Origin of the sequence: Streptomyces sp. UH6 (assembly GCF_013421635.1) — a bacterium.
Lineage (GTDB): Bacteria > Actinomycetota > Actinomycetes > Streptomycetales > Streptomycetaceae > Streptomyces > Streptomyces abyssomicinicus.
In genome coordinates this window covers 1-3,919 of sequence record NZ_JACADT010000532.1, presented here as the reverse complement: position 1 = coordinate 3,919, position 3,919 = coordinate 1, and the positions used below count along the sequence as shown (strand labels likewise).

Genomic DNA, 3,919 nt, shown 5'->3' with positions numbered 1-3,919 from the left:
CCTCAGGGGCTGACCGGCCGCCGACCGGGCCGGACCGGAGCCGTGACCGACCGGCTAGTCCGCGACGCCCTGCGGGATCGTCCTCTTGATCGCCGGAGCCAGGTCGACCAGGGCGAACGAACCGCTCACGGCGGCGACCTCCCCGGGCAGCGCGACCTCGACGTAGGCGCGGCGCAGCGACGTGGTGAAACGGTGCGCGCCGTCCTCCAGCTCCTCGACCACCCACCCCACGCCGTCGACCTCCACGGTGACCGCGTCGGGATCGTTCATCACCGGGGGCCGTGGGATCCCGCAGCGGAGTATGATCGCCGGGCTTCCCCAGCCCGCCGTGAGCTCGGACTCCGGCTCCGGGTCGGAGCGGTCCTCGTCGACCACCGTCTCCGGCAGAGCCCTGTCCAGCCCGCGGCAGAGTCCGGTCACTTCCTTGTCCGGAGAGGGAACCGCCGCCTCGGCCCGGTCGTCTGCCGAGGAGCAGGCGGCAGCCAGCAGAACCAGCCCGGCCGCGCCCGCCGAGGCGAGCGGACGGGCACGACGGGCACGGGGACGAGGCCGGTGGCGGTAGGAGCTCACCGGCCCAGGGTAGACGGGGGCTACAGATGCACGACCGGGCAGGTCAGCGTCCGCGTGATGCCGTCCACCCCCTGGATCTTCGCGACCACCATGCGGCCGAGTTCGTCGACCGAGTCGGCCTGGGCGCGCACGATCACGTCGTACGGTCCGGTCACGTCCTCGGCCTGGATCACACCGGAGAACTTGCTGATCATGTCGGCGACGGAGGACGCCTTTCCTACCTCCGTCTGGATGAGGATGTACGCCTGTACCACGGAACCTCCAGGGCGGCTTCGAGGATCGTGTGGGGAGAAGGAACGACACGGTATCGCGTAGTCCCACCCCGGGGGGAGACCTCACGGATCAAGGGCTCGCGCGCCAGGGTGCACTCCTCGGCACGGGTTGACGCCCGCCCGCGCCGGCGACGGGCGGCGGCGCCCGTCCGCGGCCGACGGGAGCAGCCGCCCCCCGCGGACATGTACACAGGGGATACCCATGACACTGATACCCGGCACAACGACCGCTGAAGGGAACGGTGAGGCTCGGTGAAGGGAACCGTGGGGGAACTGGGGGAGTTCGGGCTCATCAGGGAGCTCACCTCGCGGCTCACCACCACCCCGGCGGTCCGGCTCGGCCCGGGCGACGACGCCGCCGTGGTCTCCGCCCCCGACCGGCGGGTGGTGGCGAGCACGGACATCCTGATCGAGGGCCGGCACTTCCGCCGGGACTGGTCGACCGCCTACGACGTGGGCCGCAAGGCTGCCGCGCAGAACCTGGCCGACATCGCCGCGATGGGCGCGGTGCCGACGGCACTGCTGCTCGGCCTGGTGCTGCCCGCCGAACTGCCGGTGACCTGGCCGACGGAGCTGATGGACGGCCTGCGCGACGAGTGCCAGGTGGCGGGCGCCGCGGTGGTCGGCGGGGACGTGGTCCGCGGGGACACCATCACCGTCTCCATCACCGCCCTCGGCGACCTTCGCAACCACGAGCCGGTGACCCGGGCCGGTGCGCAGCCGGGCGACGTGGTGGCCGTCACCGGCTGGCTGGGCTGGTCGGCGGCCGGATTCGCGGTGCTCTCCCGGGGCTTCCGCTCGCCCCGCGCCTTCGTCGAGGCCCACCGCCGCCCCGAGCCGCCCTACCACGCGGGCCCCGCCGCGGCCTCGCTCGGCGCGACCGCCATGTGCGACGTCAGCGACGGGCTGATCGCCGACCTCGGGCACATCGCGGAGGCCAGCAAGGTGCGCATCGACATCCGCTCGGGCGCCCTGGACATCCCCACCCAGATGAACGACATCGGTTCGGCGGTCGGCGTCGACCCGCTGCAGTGGGTGCTCACCGGGGGAGAGGACCACGCCATCGTGGCCACCTTCCCGCCCGACGTGAAGCTGCCCGCGCGGTGGAAGGTGATCGGCGAGGTCCTCAACCCGTCGGCGCTGCCGCAGGTCACCGTGGACGGCGCGCCCTGGACCCGCAAGGGCGGCTGGGACCACTTCTCGGACCTGGAGGGTTGAGGGTGATGACCGGTGCGGGAGCGCCGCCGCTGGTGCTGACCGTCGCCGGATCCGACTCCGGCGGCGGCGCGGGCATCCAGGCGGACCTCAAGACGATGCTGGCCCTCGGCGTGCACGGGATGAGCGTGCTCACCGCGGTCACCGCGCAGAACTCGCGCGGCGTGCACGGCGTCTGGGACCTGCCCGCCGAGGCGGTGCGCGCCCAGTACCGGGCGGTGGCCGACGACATCGGCGTGGACGCGGTCAAGACCGGGATGCTCTCCTCGGCGGAACTGGTCGAACTCGTCGCCGAGTTGATCAGCGGCACGGCCGTGCCCGCCGTGGTCGACCCGGTCAGCGTCTCCAAGCACGGCGACCCGCTGCTCGCCGGGTCCGCGCTGGAGGCGGTGCGCACCCGGCTGCTGCCCGCGGCCACCGTCGTCACCCCCAACCTGGACGAGGTGGCCCAGCTCACCGGCGTGCGGGTGGAGGACGAGGCGGGGATGCGGCGGGCCTCCGCGGCCCTGCTCGAGCTGGGGCCGCGCTGGGTGCTCGTCAAGGGCGGCCACCTGGCCGGCGAGGCGGTCGACCTGCTGACCGACGGCTCCGAGGAGCACTGGCTCCGCGCCCCGAGGCTGGACAACCGGCACACCCACGGCACCGGGTGCACACTGGCCTCCGCGATCGCCTCCCACCTGGCGCTCGGACTGCCGGTGCCGGAGGCGGTGGCGCTGTCCAAGGAGTACGTCACGGGGGCGATAGCCGCCGGTTTCGCGCTCGGCGCGGGCATCGGCCCCGTGGACCACGGCTGGCGCGACCGCGGACGGTAGAAGCTCCGGACCCCCGGGTGCACGCGCGGCGCCCGGGGCACCCGGGGTGCCCGGGGTGCCCGGGGTGCCCGGAGACAGCAGAAAGCCGGTCCACGGAAATCGTGGACCGGCTCAATGCAGCGAACCGGCAGTGGCCGCGCGTGATGTCCCCGCAGCCCGGGGAGTCCCGGGACGACGGGTGATGGACGTCAGCGCGAGACCTTGCCGGCCTTGATGCACGAGGTGCAAGCGTTCACGCGCTTCGGCGTCCCGCCCACCACGGTACGAACGCGCTGGATGTTGGGGTTCCAGCGACGGGGCGTACGGCGGTGCGAGTGCGAGATGTTGTTGCCGAAGCTCGGGCCCTTGCCGCAGACGTCGCAGTTGGCAGCCACGGGTCACTCCAAAGACTTCAGATGCACTTACGGTGGACCCCGGCATGCCAGGGGTCGGATCGAAGGGATCTGAGTGGCCTTGCCAGGGGAATGGCCCGAACGGATCGGGCAACCGGAGCAGCATACAACGACTGCGTCCGTACAACGAAACTACCACGGGGCGGGCATCGACCCGCCCGGAGCCCCCGCACCGGACCGGGACACCGGGGCCGGTCACCGCGGGCACGTGCGGGCACTACGCTGCCTACCGGTCCGGAAGACCAGCAGAACAGGGAGGCGCAGGTGGCGCAGGTGCCGAAGGTGCCGGAGACGTTCTTCGACGCACCCGCGGTGCGCGCCTGGTGCGCTCTCGCGCTGGACGCGCTGGGCAGGGCGCGCGAGGAGATCGACGCGATCAACGTCTACCCGGTGCCCGACGGCGACACCGGGACCAATCTCTACCTCACCCTCGAGTCCGCCGCCGCGGGCGTCGAGCGGGCCTTCGCCGGCGGAGCCCGTCCCTCCCTCCCCGAGGTGATGCGGGCGATGGCCCACGGTGCGCTCGTCGGCGCCCGCGGCAACTCCGGCACCATCTGCGCGCAACTGCTGCGCGGCATGGCCGAGGGGCTGGACGACAAGGCCCCGCACGCCGACGCCGACGCCCTCTGCGCGGCGCTGCGGCGGGCCGCCGATTCCG

General features: G+C 73.0%; 6 protein-coding genes. 3 read left to right on the top strand and 3 right to left on the bottom strand.

Translation table 11 applies throughout. From position 1 onward, the window contains the following. Positions 1 to 54: 54 nt before the first annotated feature. Together HW445_RS21430 and HW445_RS21425 are read right to left on the bottom strand one after the other, a co-directional pair. Complete coding sequence (locus HW445_RS21430) at positions 55 to 570, bottom strand: DUF3515 domain-containing protein (RefSeq protein ID WP_180222606.1); 516 nt, start codon at positions 568 to 570, stop codon at positions 55 to 57. A 20-nt stretch (positions 571 to 590) separates the two neighbouring features. Beyond that, complete coding sequence (locus tag HW445_RS21425) at positions 591 to 824, bottom strand: Lrp/AsnC family transcriptional regulator (RefSeq protein WP_180222605.1); 234 nt, start codon at positions 822 to 824, stop codon at positions 591 to 593. Between the two features lie 270 nt (positions 825 to 1,094). Between HW445_RS21425 and HW445_RS21420 the strand changes: the two genes are divergently transcribed. Together HW445_RS21420 and thiD are read left to right on the top strand one after the other, a co-directional pair. Beyond that, positions 1,095 to 2,060: a thiamine-phosphate kinase gene (locus HW445_RS21420; protein ID WP_180222604.1), complete on the top strand. Its 966-nt coding sequence runs from the start codon at positions 1,095 to 1,097 to the stop codon at positions 2,058 to 2,060. A gap of 5 nt (positions 2,061 to 2,065) precedes the next feature. Then, positions 2,066 to 2,869, top strand: a complete 804-nt coding sequence (gene thiD / locus HW445_RS21415) for a bifunctional hydroxymethylpyrimidine kinase/phosphomethylpyrimidine kinase (RefSeq protein ID WP_180222603.1) — start codon at positions 2,066 to 2,068, stop codon at positions 2,867 to 2,869. 188 nt (positions 2,870 to 3,057) lie between these two features. Here thiD and rpmB read toward each other — a convergent pair whose 3' ends face one another. After that, positions 3,058 to 3,243: a 50S ribosomal protein L28 gene (rpmB, locus tag HW445_RS21410; protein WP_151775442.1), complete on the bottom strand. Its 186-nt coding sequence runs from the start codon at positions 3,241 to 3,243 to the stop codon at positions 3,058 to 3,060. 291 nt (positions 3,244 to 3,534) lie between these two features. Here rpmB and HW445_RS21405 point away from each other — a divergent pair. Next, positions 3,535 to 3,919 (top strand): DAK2 domain-containing protein (locus HW445_RS21405; RefSeq protein ID WP_180222607.1); only part of this gene is annotated, 385 nt, incomplete at its 3' end.